This is a genomic window from Sinorhizobium sp. B11, from assembly GCA_039725955.1.
In the GTDB taxonomy this organism is placed as follows: Bacteria; Pseudomonadota; Alphaproteobacteria; order Rhizobiales; family Rhizobiaceae; genus Rhizobium.
This window is the reverse complement of record CP091034.1, coordinates 3,011,829-3,023,980: the sequence shown is the minus strand read 5'-3', so window position 1 is coordinate 3,023,980 and position 12,152 is coordinate 3,011,829. Positions and strand designations below refer to the sequence as shown.

At 61.2% G+C, this 12,152-nt stretch carries 15 protein-coding genes; 3 read left to right on the top strand and 12 right to left on the bottom strand.

From position 1 onward, the window contains the following. Window position 1: 1 nt before the first annotated feature. Window positions 2-175 (bottom strand): hypothetical protein, encoded by a 174-nt coding sequence (locus LVY75_25100; protein ID XAZ22076.1) that lies wholly within the window; start codon window positions 173-175, stop codon window positions 2-4. A 278-nt stretch (window positions 176-453) separates the two neighbouring features. On the opposite strand from LVY75_25100, the gene LVY75_25095 reads away from it, so the two are divergent. Further along, a complete protein-coding gene (locus tag LVY75_25095; GenBank protein ID XAZ22075.1) occupies window positions 454-2,289 on the top strand; it encodes an aminopeptidase P family protein in 1,836 nt (611 codons plus the stop codon). 9 nt (window positions 2,290-2,298) lie between these two features. Here LVY75_25095 and LVY75_25090 read toward each other — a convergent pair whose 3' ends face one another. Together LVY75_25090 and LVY75_25085 are read right to left on the bottom strand one after the other, a co-directional pair. Next, window positions 2,299-2,607: an AzlD family protein gene (locus LVY75_25090; protein ID XAZ22074.1), complete on the bottom strand. Its 309-nt coding sequence runs from the start codon at window positions 2,605-2,607 to the stop codon at window positions 2,299-2,301. 1 nt (window position 2,608) lies between these two features. Further along, on the bottom strand, window positions 2,609-3,340 hold the full coding sequence (locus LVY75_25085; GenBank protein XAZ22073.1) for an AzlC family ABC transporter permease: 732 nt from the start codon (window positions 3,338-3,340) through the stop codon (window positions 2,609-2,611). Between the two features lie 134 nt (window positions 3,341-3,474). Here LVY75_25085 and LVY75_25080 point away from each other — a divergent pair, with 134 nt between their 5' ends. Continuing rightward, the gene (locus LVY75_25080) at window positions 3,475-3,726 is read left to right on the top strand and encodes a DUF2164 domain-containing protein (protein ID XAZ22072.1); all 252 of its coding nucleotides are present in this window, start codon (window positions 3,475-3,477) and stop codon (window positions 3,724-3,726) included. A gap of 52 nt (window positions 3,727-3,778) precedes the next feature. On the opposite strand, the gene pncA is transcribed toward LVY75_25080, so the two are convergent. The 5 genes from pncA to LVY75_25055 all read right to left on the bottom strand — a co-directional run bounded on the left by pncA (window position 3,779) and on the right by LVY75_25055 (window position 8,704). Continuing rightward, entirely contained in the window at window positions 3,779-4,402 is a 624-nt protein-coding gene (pncA, locus tag LVY75_25075) for a bifunctional nicotinamidase/pyrazinamidase (GenBank protein ID XAZ22071.1), read from the bottom strand. A gap of 195 nt (window positions 4,403-4,597) precedes the next feature. Beyond that, window positions 4,598-5,119 carry a GNAT family N-acetyltransferase gene (locus tag LVY75_25070; protein XAZ22070.1) on the bottom strand — a complete coding sequence of 174 codons (522 nt, stop codon included), beginning with the start codon at window positions 5,117-5,119 and terminating at the stop codon, window positions 4,598-4,600. Further along, window positions 5,116-5,442 (bottom strand): hypothetical protein, encoded by a 327-nt coding sequence (locus LVY75_25065; protein XAZ22069.1) that lies wholly within the window; start codon window positions 5,440-5,442, stop codon window positions 5,116-5,118. The genes LVY75_25070 and LVY75_25065 overlap by 4 nt, the downstream gene beginning before the upstream one ends. 116 nt (window positions 5,443-5,558) lie before the next feature. Further along, window positions 5,559-6,053: a hypothetical protein gene (locus LVY75_25060; GenBank protein XAZ22068.1), complete on the bottom strand. Its 495-nt coding sequence runs from the start codon at window positions 6,051-6,053 to the stop codon at window positions 5,559-5,561. A gap of 158 nt (window positions 6,054-6,211) precedes the next feature. Continuing rightward, window positions 6,212-8,704 (bottom strand): UvrD-helicase domain-containing protein, encoded by a 2,493-nt coding sequence (locus tag LVY75_25055; protein ID XAZ22067.1) that lies wholly within the window; start codon window positions 8,702-8,704, stop codon window positions 6,212-6,214. Between the two features lie 172 nt (window positions 8,705-8,876). On the opposite strand from LVY75_25055, the gene LVY75_25050 reads away from it, so the two are divergent. Further along, entirely contained in the window at window positions 8,877-9,146 is a 270-nt protein-coding gene (locus LVY75_25050) for a hypothetical protein (GenBank protein XAZ22066.1), read from the top strand. A gap of 9 nt (window positions 9,147-9,155) precedes the next feature. On the opposite strand, the gene LVY75_25045 is transcribed toward LVY75_25050, so the two are convergent. The 4 genes from LVY75_25045 to LVY75_25030 all read right to left on the bottom strand — a co-directional run bounded on the left by LVY75_25045 (window position 9,156) and on the right by LVY75_25030 (window position 12,102). Further along, on the bottom strand, window positions 9,156-9,833 hold the full coding sequence (locus LVY75_25045; protein XAZ22065.1) for a DUF1275 domain-containing protein: 678 nt from the start codon (window positions 9,831-9,833) through the stop codon (window positions 9,156-9,158). 30 nt (window positions 9,834-9,863) lie between these two features. Beyond that, on the bottom strand, window positions 9,864-10,745 hold the full coding sequence (locus LVY75_25040) for a glyoxalase (protein XAZ22064.1): 882 nt from the start codon (window positions 10,743-10,745) through the stop codon (window positions 9,864-9,866). 38 nt (window positions 10,746-10,783) lie between these two features. Next, window positions 10,784-11,605 carry an alpha/beta hydrolase gene (locus tag LVY75_25035; GenBank protein ID XAZ22063.1) on the bottom strand — a complete coding sequence of 274 codons (822 nt, stop codon included), beginning with the start codon at window positions 11,603-11,605 and terminating at the stop codon, window positions 10,784-10,786. A gap of 128 nt (window positions 11,606-11,733) precedes the next feature. Then, window positions 11,734-12,102 (bottom strand): DoxX family protein, encoded by a 369-nt coding sequence (locus tag LVY75_25030; GenBank protein ID XAZ25823.1) that lies wholly within the window; start codon window positions 12,100-12,102, stop codon window positions 11,734-11,736. Window positions 12,103-12,152 lie beyond the last annotated feature (50 nt).

The window sequence follows — 12,152 nt, the reverse complement described above, 5'->3', positions numbered from 1 at the left end:
CTCAGAATGCGTAGCTCGGTGCGCCCTTGTGGCGCGTGGAACGCTGGCCTGCTGCGAGCACCTTGAGGCTGTCCTCATGCTGCGGGCGGCGGGCGCCGATGATATGACGCACAGTCTGGCGTTCGCCAGCCTGTACCGGGCTGCTGTAAGCGAAGCGCGAGAGAGAGGCGGTCATTTCAAAAAATCCTTTGTTTGTGGTTCGTCGTGAACCGTTCGATGCGCCCTATGTAGCTATTCCGGCATGCGGTGGTAGAGGGTTTGTTTCATTGCAGCCATGCGTGCAATGCATGAAGCGTGCCAGTTTCCCACATCGAGACACATTTCTGCCAAATTATTGGGCAGCCGAGCCTTTCCGGGTGCTTCGCGTCGCTTTTTCTCCCTAATGACTGAAATTTCGCTAACATGGCCGCTATCCCATTAACCGGATTCGTTTCATTCATTCGGGTTTCCAGCATGTTTCAGTCTTTCGAAGTCACCTCCACGCCACAGTTCGGCAGGGAACGGGTTTCCGCATTGCGCGCCAGTTTCGACGCGCTTGGCATCGATGCCTTCCTCGTGCCGCGCGCCGATGAGTTCAACGGCGAATATGTGCCTGCCTGTGCGGAACGGCTCTCCTGGCTGACGGGCTTTACCGGCTCGGCGGGTATTGCGCTGATCACCCGCACGGAAGCGATCGTCTATGTCGACGGCCGCTACGTGACGCAGCTTGCGGAGCAGGTGGACGGCTCGGTCTTTACCGGCGGCGATCTCGTCAACGAGCCGCCGCATGTCTGGCTTCCGGCGCATGGCAAAAAGGGGCTGAAGCTCGGCATCGATCCATGGCTGCATTCGGGTGCGGACGTTCGCAAGCTCGAAAAGGCACTGTCGGAGATCGGCGGCGCACTGGTGTTCCTGCCGCATAATCCGCTCGACAAGCTGTGGGCCGACCGGCCTGCGGAGCCGCTCGGGGCGGTCACGATCCAGAACGTCGCCCAGGCGGGTGTCCTTGCAAAAGACAAGATCGCAACGATCGCCGCCGATCTTGGAAGCAAGAACCTCAAGGCGGTGCTGATCGCCGATCCCTCTTCCATTGCCTGGATCTTCAATATTCGTGGCGCCGATGTGCCGCACACGCCGCATCCGCTGGCGCGCGCCATCATCCATGCCGACGGCAAGGCCGAGATCTTCCTCGACAAGCGCAAGACCGGCATCGAGCCGGAAGCCTATCTCGCACAGATCGCCACCCAGCTTGCGCCTTCGCTGCTTGACGAGAAGCTCGCTGCGGTCGCCAAGGAAGGCGGGCGTATCCTCATCGATCCCGATATCGCTTCCTATGCGCTTGCCGAGATCATCCGCAAGGCGGGCGGCGAGGTGGTCGAGGGGACCGATCCGGCGAAGCTGCCGCGGGCGGTGAAGAACGGCACCGAGATCAACGGCTCGGCCGCAGCCCATCTGCAGGATGGTGCTGCCATGGTGGAATTCCTCTACTGGCTGTCGCAGAGCAAACCCGGCACGATCACCGAAATCGGTGCTGCCGAGCGGCTGGAGGCGGCTCGCGCCCGCATGGGCCAGAGCATGCAGAATCCGCTGAAGGATATTTCCTTCGACACGATCTCGGGTGCTGGCGAACATGCGGCCATCATGCATTACCGGGTGACGACGGCTACCGACCGTCATATCCAGCCTGGCGAGCTCTTCCTGATCGATTCCGGCGCGCAATATATCAACGGCACGACCGATATCACCCGCACGGTCGGCATCGGTACCGTCAGCGAGGAGCACAAGCGCTTCTTCACGCTGGTGCTGAAGGGCATGATCCAGATCAGCACGGCGCGTTTCCCGAAGGGCACCCGTGGCTGCGATCTCGATCCGCTGGCGCGCATCGCGCTATGGCGGGCAGGGGCTGATTTCGCGCATGGCACCGGCCATGGCGTGGGCTCCTATCTCTCGGTTCACGAGGGGCCGCAGCGCATTTCGCGGCTTTCGACGCAGGAACTGCTGCCGGGCATGATCCTGTCAAACGAGCCGGGTTATTACCGGCCGGGCCATTTCGGCATCCGCATCGAGAACCTGATCTATGTGCGGGAGGCGGAAGCCGTCGAGGGCGGCGACATGCCGATGCTCGGCTTCGAAACGCTGACCTTCTGCCCGATCGACCGCAGCATCGTCATTCCTGAATTGCTGACGCATGACGAGCTGCACTGGTTCAATGACTATCACCATCGCACGCGCGAAGCGCTGATGCCGCTGATCCATGACCATGACGTCAAGGCATGGCTGGAAAATGCGACGCTGCCGCTGGAATACTGAGCCTCAGGTTTAAAGACCGATCGTGTGCCGCCAGGTCATGACGATGATCCAGGCGGCCACGAGCATCCAGGTATGCGAGAAGCGCAGGCCGATGACGAGGGCGACCGCAAGCGCCAGCTTCGAATCCCAGCCGCCGATGAAGAAGGCGGGCGCCACGAGCGTCGTCAGCACTGCCGCCGGTACGGCATTGAGTGCTGCTTCCATGCGCGGCGGAATGCGCTTCATCTTGGTGATCAGGATGTACCCGCCGATGCGCGTCGCATAGGTCGCGGCTGCGGCGGCCAGGATCACGAGAGCCATGTGGAGATCGAATTGCATCTCAGACCTCGTGATTTTCGGTGTTGAGGGCGTCGGCTTCGAGATCCGGCTCCTCGGCAGGCAGAGGCATCAGCGCAGCAAGGATGATGCCGGCTGCAGCCCCCAGGCTCACATGCCAGGGCGAGCCCACGAAATGATAGGCAATGACCGAGGCGACGGCGCTCGTCAGCGCCACCGGCAGGAAATTGTCGCGTTTGCGGAAGCCGAGCACGATGCCGAGGAAATATGTCGGCAGCAGGATATCGAGGCCGATCGTCTTGGGATCGCCGATAAGGGTACCGAGCATACCACCGATGAGGCTGATCAGAACCCAGGGTATGTAGATGATGATACCGAAGCCGAGATACCAGGTGAAGGTAACCGGCGTCCCTGCCTCGCCGCGCTTGACGGTTTCGGCAAATTGCGGATCGACCAGCAGGAAGAAGGTGAAGAACTTCTGCAGCGCGGTGAAGTGCCTGATGTAGCGGGCAATCGCTGCCGAATAGAGCACGTGGCGGAAATTGACGGCGAGGATGGAGAGAACGATCACCCAAGCCTGCACATTGTGGCCGAAAAGCTCGATACCGACCAGCTGGCTGGCGCCTGCATAGACGGAGGCGCTCATGAAAGTAAGTTCTGATAGCGACATGCCCTGCTCGGCGGCAAGGGCGCCGAACAACGCTCCGAACGGGGCAGAGGCGAGCGCCACGGGAAAGCCGCCCCGCAACCCTTCGACAAAGTCGGCGCGATTCATGGGAATACGTCCTGTTGGAATTGAAATTTCCCTCTATGGTGTCTCACCTGCGGCGGCAATTGAATTTCCTTGATTCACCAATCGATTTTGCTGAAGCGTTACCGGTTTACGTCACCGGCAAGGCGAGGGAGACAATGAAGAAGATCGAATTTTCCAAGGAAGAAAAGGCGGAGATCGTTTCGCAGATCCGCCAATATTTCGATCGCGAACTCGACCCGATCGGCGTGCTGCCGGCCGAATTCCTGCTGGAATTCTTCGCCGAGAAGATCGGACCCTATTTCTATAATCGCGGGCTCAGAGATGCGCACGCGGCCTTCGTGAAGAAGATGGAGGATTTCGGCGAAGAGATTTATCTGCTGGAGCGTGAGGAAGGGACGAAAGACTGAACAAGCCATAGTTTGCGCATGTCTTTATCGCAAAAGCTTTGCGCGGCCTGCGTCAGGCGAGAATATCCGCGCTCTTGACGATATCGATGCCGTGCCCGCGCATCTCGTCGATCGCAGCAGCCACACCCTCGGGCGAGATGCCACGGCTCGCGTCCTCGATGAGACGGACCTTGACGCCGGGAATGAGTTCCAGCGCATCGAGCGCAGAGAATTTGACGCAATAGTCGGTTGCCAGCCCGCAGACATCGAGCTCCGTCACACCCTGATCGACCAGGAAGTCGGCCAGACCGGTCAGAGCATGCTGATCGTTGTCGCGGAAGGCGGAATAGCTGTCGACGTTCCTGTTTTCGCCCTTCTGCTGGATAAGGTCGATTTGAGCCGAGTGGAGTTTGGGATGCAGCTCGGCGTCGCGCGTATATTGCACGCAGTGATCTGGCCACAACATCTGCGGCTTGCCGGAGAGTTCGCCTATCTCGAAAGGTTGCTTGTCAGGATGCGAGGAGGCGAAACTTCCGTGATCGGCGGGATGCCAATCCTGCGAGGCGACGATAAGATCGTATTTGCCGCTGTCGATGAGGCTGTTGGCGACGGGGACGACTTCGTCGCCTTCGAGAACCGGCAGGTTGCCTCCGGGGCAGAAGCCATTCTGAATATCGACAAGCAGCAGCGCCTTCATCAAGCTATCCCTTACGCATATCGCATCGCAAAATGCCAATCACATTCGGCGCAATCAACTAGTGGATTTCCGGGGGGCCGGGCGCAAGTCCTATTTCTAGTATGAAGAGTGGCAAATCGCTGCATCAACGTATTTTTCTGTTGCCGTTCGCGCTTTACGCGAAAGCGGCAAGTACTTCGCGTTTTATATTAGGATTTATGCATGCGATGATGGGGCCGGATGCCTGAAAACCAGATCATCGGGATCTCCGTCCTGACGCGCTGCCGTTGCATCCGGCACGGCGCCCAGCCGCTCGGCCAGCCGGATCGACCTCACATTGGGGCGGGCGATATAGCTCACCAGTGTCGTCAGGCCGCGCACAGCAAAAGCCCAATCGCGCAAGGCGACGGCTGCCTCATAGGCATAACCTTTACCCTCGGCCTGTGGATAGACGAGCCAGCCGAGTTCCTTTTCAGGAAACAGCGGGCCGTGATTGATGCCGACCTGGCCGAGGCATTGCCCCGTAACCCGATCCTCCATCATCAGGGCGCCGTGGCCTTCGAGCGTCCAGAGCGCGACATCGTGGCAGAACATGCCCCAGGCCGCCTTGGTCGAATGCGGACCGCCCATGTAGAGGGCGCGGTCGGAGATCATCAGCGCATGATAGTCCGGCCAGTCCGCCATGACGGGAGCCCGCAGGATCAATCGGTCGGTGTGAAGGGTCGGTATGGTCGTCATCGGATGTCTTGTGCCTGCGTGGACCTGGATTGAAGGTAAGTCGCAATTGCATCCACGGTTTGAATCGCGGCATCTTGAATCACGTCATTAACAGGTCCGAGGCCCATTTTGATGACGACGATCTCTTCTAGGTAAGCAGCGACTGCCGCGGGCATCGAGCCGTGAAGGAGCATATTGGCAGCGTGTAGAAGATAGGAATCGTATTCGCTGGTGGCGATGGTTCGCCATGCCGGATCATCTACTTGCCTGATGCCGATCGGATCCCAGTGATCCCAGCCAATCCGGCGCAGTATTTTCATATCAACTGTTGAATGATCAGCCATTTCTGCAGCCTCTCCGATAAATCGGGCCCGCGCAAGCAGCGGCGAAGGGAGAAGTCTGCGACCTCGTAAAGCGTTTGGCCCAATCAGCGAGGCTCCCCCGGCGGAGCCTCATTGCATCAGGCCGTCTTGTCGCTCTCGCCGGTGGCTACGGGCGAGTTACCATAGGTCGTCTGGTATGCGCGAAGCGCGGTCTGCATGTCGGTCAGGACTTTGGCCATCAGGCCGCCGTCCTGATCGTCACCGCCGGCGGCGGCAATCTTCTGCGGGTCGGCGGAAAGAAGTTCCGATGTGGTCAACTTGCCGTCGCCATTCGCATCCAGGGCAGCGAGCGCACCCTTGGAGTCATCACCGTTGTCATCGGTGCCGGCCTTGCTGTCGTCGTCCGTCTTCTGGAGCGAGAGCATGAGCGCCAGAATATCGGCTGCGATCTTCTGAACGACATCGGAGCCGGACGAATCGTCATCACCGGCGGACGAGGGGTTGGTGGACGAGGACTTTGAAGCGGCGGCAAGCTCGTCCGCAGAGACGACGCCGTCACCGTTCTTGTCGAGAGGATTGAGAGGGGCTTGGTACTGGGTCAGCGTGCTGCCCAGAGCTGAAACACTGGTCACTTGAACCTCCTTTGAAGGTCTTGTGAAGCCTGCCTTTCATGGGCGGGCAATGACCGGGCTAAGCCTGTTCGCGAGTCGGGTCAAAGCGGCGTTTTGTCATCTGGAGAAGCGCGTTTGGCTGCGCGTGTGATTCCCCACACGCCAAGGAAGGCGAGCGGTCAGACCCGCTCCACAAATCCGTCGAGCACCCGCTTCTGGCCGGCGCGATCGAAATCGATCGTCAGCTTGTTGCCTTCGATGCCGGATATGGAGCCGTTGCCGAATTTGATGTGGAAGACGCGGTCGCCGAGGGCGAAGCGTGAGGGTTCGGTGGCTGTGGATTTCGCCACCAGTTCGCCCTCGATCGTGCGGCCGCGCGGGCCGCTTTCGCCGTAACCGATGCGCTCCACCGCATGGCCGGAGCGTGTGCCCCAGTTGTCGCGGGTGGCGTCGGTCTTGTTGGCCTGGGCGCGTTTCCAGCCCGGCGTCGAATAGGAATTGGCGAAGGGATCGGCCTTGTCGAATCGCGACTGACCGTAACCGCCACCGCGGCCGTAGCCACCGTAATTCTGCTCCATCTCGGCCACTTCCACATGGGTTTCCGGCAGTTCGTCGAGGAAACGCGAGGGGATGGTCGATTGCCAGAGGCCGTGGATGCGGCGGTTGGAGACGAACCAGATGTGGCAGCGGTGCTTGGCGCGGGTGATGCCGACATAGGCGAGGCGGCGTTCTTCCTCGAGGCCGGCGCGGCCGGACTCATCGAGGGAGCGCTGATGCGGGAAGAGGCCTTCCTCCCAGCCGGGCAGGAAGACGGTGTCGAATTCCAGACCCTTGGCCGAGTGCAGCGTCATGATGGAGACGGCGTCGAGATTTTCGTTGGTCTCGGCATCCATGACGAGGGAGACGTGCTCGAGGAAGCCGCGCATGGATTCGAAGCTGTCCATCGAGCGGATGAGTTCCTTGAGGTTTTCAAGGCGACCCGGCGCTTCGGCGCTCTTGTCGTTCTTCCACATGTCGGTATAGCCCGACTCTTCGAGGATCTGCTCGGCAAGCTCGGTATGCGGTGTGTTTTCAAGCAGTTCCTGCCAGCGGCGGAAAGATTGAATCACGTCGAAAAGGGCCTTGCGGGCCTTCGGCTTCAGCTCGTCCGTTTCGATCATGTCGGCAGCGGCGGCCAGCATCGGGATATCGCGGGCGCGGGCATAATCATGAAGCGCGCGTACCGTCGTATCGCCGAGGCCGCGTTTGGGCGTGTTGATGATGCGCTCGAAGGCGAGGTCGTCGGCCGACTGCGAGACCAGGCGGAAATAGGCCATGGCATCGCGGATCTCGAGGCGCTCGTAGAAGCGCGGGCCCCCGATGACGCGGTAGTTCAGCCCGAGGGTGACAAAGCGGTCTTCGAATTCGCGCATCTGGAAGGAGGCGCGCACCAGGATCGCCATGTCGTTCAGCAGATGCTTCTTGCCGTCGGCATCGCCGCGCTGCAGGCGCTCGATTTCCTCGCCGATGGCACGCGCTTCCTCTTCGGAATCCCAGGAGGCATGGACCTGCACCTTGACGTCGTCAGGATCGGAGCGGTCGGTGAAGAGTGTCTTGCCGAGGCGGCCTTCATTATGGGTGATGAGATGGGCGGCGGCACCGAGGATATGGGCCGTCGAGCGGTAGTTGCGCTCCAGCTTGATCACCTTGGCGCCTGGAAAATCCTTTTCGAAGCGCAGGATATTGTCCACCTCAGCGCCACGCCAGCCATAGATCGACTGGTCGTCGTCGCCGACGCAGCAGACATTCTGTGGCTCGCTCTTGGCGCGCTGGGCGAGAAGCCGCAGCCACATGTACTGGGCGGTGTTGGTGTCCTGGTACTCGTCAACGAGGATGTAGCGGAACTTCTGGTGATATTCCTTCAAGAGGTCCGGTTGCTTGCGGAAGATCGCGATCGGATGCATCAGGAGATCGCCGAAATCGCAGGCGTTCAGCGTCGACAGGCGGTTCTGATAGGCGAAATAGAGATCGCGGCCGCGGCCATTGGCAAAAGCGCGCGCATCTCCCTCAGGAATATCGGCAGGGCCGAGGCCCTTGTTTTTCCAGGTATCGATCATGCCGGCGAACTGCTTGGCCGGCCAGCGTTTGTCGTCGAGGCCTTCGGCCTGGATCAGCTGCTTGATGAGGCGGACCACATCATCTGTATCGAGGATGGTGAAATCGGAGCGCAGGCCGACGAGCTCGGCATGGCGGCGCAGGAGCTTGACGCCGATCGAGTGGAAGGTACCGAGCCAGGGCATGCCTTCAACGGCGCCGCCGACGAGAAGCGCGATGCGCTCCTTCATCTCGCGGGCGGCCTTGTTGGTGAAGGTCACGGCGAGGATCTGCGAGGGGAAGGCGCGGCCGGTCTGGAGAATATGGGCGATGCGGGTGGTGAGCACGCGCGTCTTGCCGGTGCCGGCGCCGGCGAGCACGAGAACAGGGCCTTCCAGCGTCTCGACTGCTTCGCGCTGTTCCGGGTTCAGGCCGGTGAGATAATCGGGGCGGCCGCCGTCGCGGGCTGCCATGGCGCGGGCGGCAATGCCGCCGCCGGCGGCGGGCGCCCTTGCTGGAGCGGCAGGCTGTTGCGGCTTGCGCGGCGCATCGCCCGGTTCCTCGTCGAAGAAGGGCATATCGTCGAAACTATTGCTCATGGCGCGTAATGTAGTGATTCGGGAAGGAAAGACCAGAAAAGATGTTCTGCTTTCATTCCCAGCGGCTGCGCTATCCTCAGCAGGTTTGGTTGCCCGGTCGGGAAGCCTGCGCAGGAGTTGTGGTCCTCCTGGACCTCAACTATGGTTTCGCGCCAGCCATCGGGAGAGCCATATGCATGTCATCGCCATTCTTGCCAATCTGATCCTGCTGATCGCCGTTGTCGCGCTGATCGCGGCGAATGGTTTGCCGGACAGTGGTGAAGGCCTCGGAACCGTCCTCGCCGCCATCGTGTCTCCCGTGTTGAGCACGATCGCCTTGCTGCGCCGTAATGGATCGGTTGCTGAACTCATTTCGCTTGAGATTCGGGCACGCAAGGCGACACTGCGACAGCGCATTGCCGTGGCTGAGGCTGCGACCGCCGGCAGCGGCATCGGCGGCTAAGCGCTGTTCTCAGGCGGCCTTCGGCCCGGCAAAGGCCAGGCAGACCGACATCAGGGCAAAGAGCGGCGGTAGCGCCAGGCACCAGATGCCGACGGTAGCAAAGAGCAGGGCGGCCAGGCCGCAGCCGAGCGCGAACGCGGCCACTGCAATTGCCATGCGCGACAGGCGGCCTTTCACTGTCTTTGCCTGATCTCCTGACATGCCATGGGCGAGATCGCCGAGATCGATCATGATCTGCGTCGTCGTGCCGGTCATCAGCGTGCTCGGCGGTGACGCGCCGAGATGGATGCGGTGAGCGGCGTTCTGGACCGCCATGGCGATGACGAGCAGCATGCCGGTTGCGACCAGCGGCAGGCCATCCGGATTGGTGAAGGGCGAAAGCCAGATGGCGCAGGCGCCGCCGGCGATCAGGAACAATAGCTTGATGACGAGCAGGATGCGCAAACCCTTCTCGTCACCGGCGGGTACCTTGTAGGTGAGGTAGCGCAGCAGGAGGATCGTCAGGCAGAAGACGGGCAGCGCCATAAGCTTGGCGATGATGCCCGACGTGCCGTGGGTCAGCGCTGCACCGAGGGTGACGAAGTTGCCGGTTACATGGGCGGGAAAGAGACCTCCAAGTGCCAGGAAGCCTGCTGTATCGACATAACCACCGGTAAAGCTCAGAAGCACGGGCAGGGCTGGGCGCATCGGTCTTTTCCCCCTCTGTATATTCGTTCGTCAGTGTGCCGCGACGGCGTGGATTTCGGCAATATAGCCGCCCGGAAATTCCACCATGGCTGCACGGCGTTCGCCGGACTGATAGGGCTCGACGAGGATTTCAGCACCGCTCTCCCTGGCTTTCTGGAGCGTCGCATCAAGATCGGCCGTCTCATAGCCGGTCGTCTCGCGGCCGTAGGGGAAGGGCAGATGGCCGTCGGTGACGAGCACGGTCATGCGGCCGAAGACGGATTCGATGCGCAGGCGGTGAAAGGTCTGATCCGGAAGGCCGATATCGATACCCGGCGCCTTCTCTTCATCGGAAACGACCCTGCCGTGCGAGAAGGCAAGGAAGGCGTGGGTGAAAGCCGCGGCGCGATCAGCCGACATGTAGACCCGGTTTTCGGGGATGGTCGTGAAGGCCGGATAATTTGGCGCGGTCGTGTGCCAGTAAAGCTGCATGTTGACGCCGCCCGGCCACTGGATGACGGCGTCGCGGCCGATCGGGTCGGGGAAGGCTGAGACGATCACATCGGCGCCGGCAGCCTTGGCGGCGGCTACGGCCTTGTCGAGGTCGGTGACGAGGTAGCCGGTGCGCTCGGCGCCGAACGGGTAGGGGATCGGCGTCTTGAAGCCGAAGAGCGAGACGGTGCCAACCGGTGTCTGCAGGAGCTGCGACGTGGTGCTGCTTGGCGTCGGCGTCACCGTTGCCGTCACCTGCCTGGTGCTGGTGCCGCCGAAGGTGGCGAGGAAGCTCCTGGCGAAGGCGTCCACGTCGCCAGGGGCGACATAGACATGGGTCGTATCATATTGCGGGCCGACGCCTGACTGTGGCGAGGTGGCAAGGGCCGGAGCGCCGGTCAGACCGAGAAGGGCAACAAGGGCTAACGATAGACGAAGCATGTATGATCTCCTTCGGCCCGGCCGGCCGCTCTCATGGATTACGCCTTGATGAAGGCGAGAACGTCGGCGTTGAACTTGTCGGCTTCGGTCTGGGCAAGACCGTGCGGGGCGCCCGGATAGACCTTCAGCGTGCCGTTCTTCAGAAGCTTGATGCCCTTTTCGGCGGCGGCCTTGATCGGCACGATCTGGTCGGCATCGCCGTGAATGAGCAGCGCCGGGACGTCGATCTTCCTGAGGTCGTCGCTGTAATCGACCTCGGAGAATTCATGGATGCAGTCGTAATGGCCCTTGATGCCGCCGGCCATGCCCATCAGCCAGAAGGTTTCGCGCAGGCCCTCATTGACCTTCGCGCCGTCGCGGTTGAAGCCGTAGAAGGGCATGGTCAGATCGCGGTAGAACTGCGAACGGTCGCCGGCCGTGCCCTTGCGGATGCCGTCGAAGACTTCGATCGGCGTGCCCTCGGGATTGGCAGGGGTCTTCAGCATCAGCGGCGGCACGGCGCCGACGAGCACGACCTTGGCGACGCGGCTCGTGCCATGGCGGCCGATATAGTGGGCGACTTCGCCGCCGCCGGTGGAGTGGCCGATCATGACGAGGTTCTTCAGATCGAGCTTCTCGATGAGCTCGGCGAGGTCATCGGCATATTGATCCATATTGTTGCCGTTCCACGGCTGGGAGGAACGGCCATGGCCGCGGCGGTCATGAGCGATGACACGGTAGCCCTGCTGGGCGAAATATAGCATCTGCACTTCCCAGGCATCGCCCGAGAGCGGCCAGCCATGGGAGAAGAGGATCGGCTGGCCGTTGCCCCAATCCTGATAATAGATCGTCGTTCCATCCTTGGTGGTGATCGTCGGCATCGTCTCTGTCCTATGCTTGGGGTTGGGAGGTATTCGCCTGCTGGCGCGATTTTCTGCACCGTGGTGCGTGACGCGATCAGGAAACATGTTTCAAATGGCCGTGTAAGCGATCCTTTGGTGTAGGTTGCCTATGCCTTTTGCCCGAGATCGAGCCAGGCGACGAGCAGGAAGCCGCCGACGAGGCCGAGATGCTCGAAGAAGGAATTGGCGGCCATGAAGCGCTCCATTCCCACGGGCAATTCCCAGAAACGCAGGGCGAGGAAAGTGGCCATCAGCGTGAAGCCGCCGAGCGCGAGAGCGCCGAGCCAGCGCAGGAATCCGGCGAGAATCATGAGCGAGGCGGCAAGTTCCATGATGATGACGATCGCCGCAAAGACCGGTGCCGGCGACAGGCCGAAATGGGTCATTTCGCCAATCGCGCCCGGAAAATCCGTGAGCTTGTTGAGGCCGCCCTGCAGATAGGCGGCGCAGAGACCGAGATAGGCGATGAAGCGCATCCACGCTGCCCCGAAAAGAGGGCGGACGAAGGATGCAAGCCGGATTTCAA

What these genes read in the sequence shown, in the direction of transcription:
- pncA (XAZ22071.1), bottom strand. Translation starts at nt 4,402, where the DNA reads ATGAAGGCGCTGCTGCTTGTCGATATTCAGAATGGCTTCTGCCCCGGA.
- LVY75_25045 (XAZ22065.1), bottom strand. Translation starts at nt 9,833, where the DNA reads ATGCGCCCAGCCCTGCCCGTGCTTCTGAGCTTTACCGGTGGTTATGTC.
- LVY75_25055 (XAZ22067.1), bottom strand. Translation starts at nt 8,704, where the DNA reads ATGAGCAATAGTTTCGACGATATGCCCTTCTTCGACGAGGAACCGGGC.
- LVY75_25090 (XAZ22074.1), bottom strand. Translation starts at nt 2,607, where the DNA reads ATGCAATTCGATCTCCACATGGCTCTCGTGATCCTGGCCGCCGCAGCC.
- LVY75_25035 (XAZ22063.1), bottom strand. Translation starts at nt 11,605, where the DNA reads ATGCCGACGATCACCACCAAGGATGGAACGACGATCTATTATCAGGAT.
- LVY75_25030 (XAZ25823.1), bottom strand. Translation starts at nt 12,102, where the DNA reads ATGCGCTTCATCGCCTATCTCGGTCTCTGCGCCGCCTATCTGCAGGGC.
- LVY75_25095 (XAZ22075.1), top strand. Translation starts at nt 454, where the DNA reads ATGTTTCAGTCTTTCGAAGTCACCTCCACGCCACAGTTCGGCAGGGAA.
- LVY75_25085 (XAZ22073.1), bottom strand. Translation starts at nt 3,340, where the DNA reads ATGAATCGCGCCGACTTTGTCGAAGGGTTGCGGGGCGGCTTTCCCGTG.
- LVY75_25040 (XAZ22064.1), bottom strand. Translation starts at nt 10,745, where the DNA reads ATGCTTCGTCTATCGTTAGCCCTTGTTGCCCTTCTCGGTCTGACCGGC.
- LVY75_25050 (XAZ22066.1), top strand. Translation starts at nt 8,877, where the DNA reads ATGCATGTCATCGCCATTCTTGCCAATCTGATCCTGCTGATCGCCGTT.
- LVY75_25080 (XAZ22072.1), top strand. Translation starts at nt 3,475, where the DNA reads ATGAAGAAGATCGAATTTTCCAAGGAAGAAAAGGCGGAGATCGTTTCG.
- LVY75_25070 (XAZ22070.1), bottom strand. Translation starts at nt 5,119, where the DNA reads ATGACGACCATACCGACCCTTCACACCGACCGATTGATCCTGCGGGCT.
- LVY75_25100 (XAZ22076.1), bottom strand. Translation starts at nt 175, where the DNA reads ATGACCGCCTCTCTCTCGCGCTTCGCTTACAGCAGCCCGGTACAGGCT.
- LVY75_25065 (XAZ22069.1), bottom strand. Translation starts at nt 5,442, where the DNA reads ATGGCTGATCATTCAACAGTTGATATGAAAATACTGCGCCGGATTGGC.